Here is a 500-nt window from a genome sequence, read left to right on the forward strand (position 1 = left end):
CAATCGTCCTAAAATATCTCTTACCTTAAATTTTAAATAACGTAAAAGGGGACTAGTCCCCAAACCCCTAGCCAGCACTCCACCCCAAAACGAAGTCAAACATCAAATTAATTAATCATTTATCAATTGATTAGATAGGAATTTCTCAAACATTCGACGAAAATGTACATAGTTTCTTAATGAGTGATTAGTAATCAATTAATTAATTCGACTGATTAATTAAGGAGTGAGTTTGTATGATGGATTGGATGAATATTAATGAGATTTCAAAAGTTATTGATACACCTGCTCCAACTGTAAGAAGATATATTCAAAAACATCAAGCTTTTCTAAATACTAAGAAGCAAGGTAAAAAGATCTTATTACACCCTGATTCAATAGAACTCCTGAAAAAAATCAGAAAATGGTATGTAGTTGATAACATGATTGATATTGAAATAGATAATAAGCTTAAAACCAGTGGTTACAAGGCTGTTATTGATGTTGAATCAATCAATCAT

At 30.4% G+C, this 500-nt stretch carries 1 protein-coding gene; it reads left to right on the forward strand.

The window, feature by feature from the left end; genetic code table 11:
* Positions 1 to 236: 236 nt before the first annotated feature.
* The coding region (locus FBF73_RS09960; RefSeq protein WP_206146691.1) for a hypothetical protein at positions 237 to 500 on the forward strand (264 nt) is incomplete at its 3' end.

This window comes from Streptococcus mitis (assembly GCF_005144795.1).
Lineage (GTDB): Bacteria > Bacillota > Bacilli > Lactobacillales > Streptococcaceae > Streptococcus > Streptococcus mitis_BB.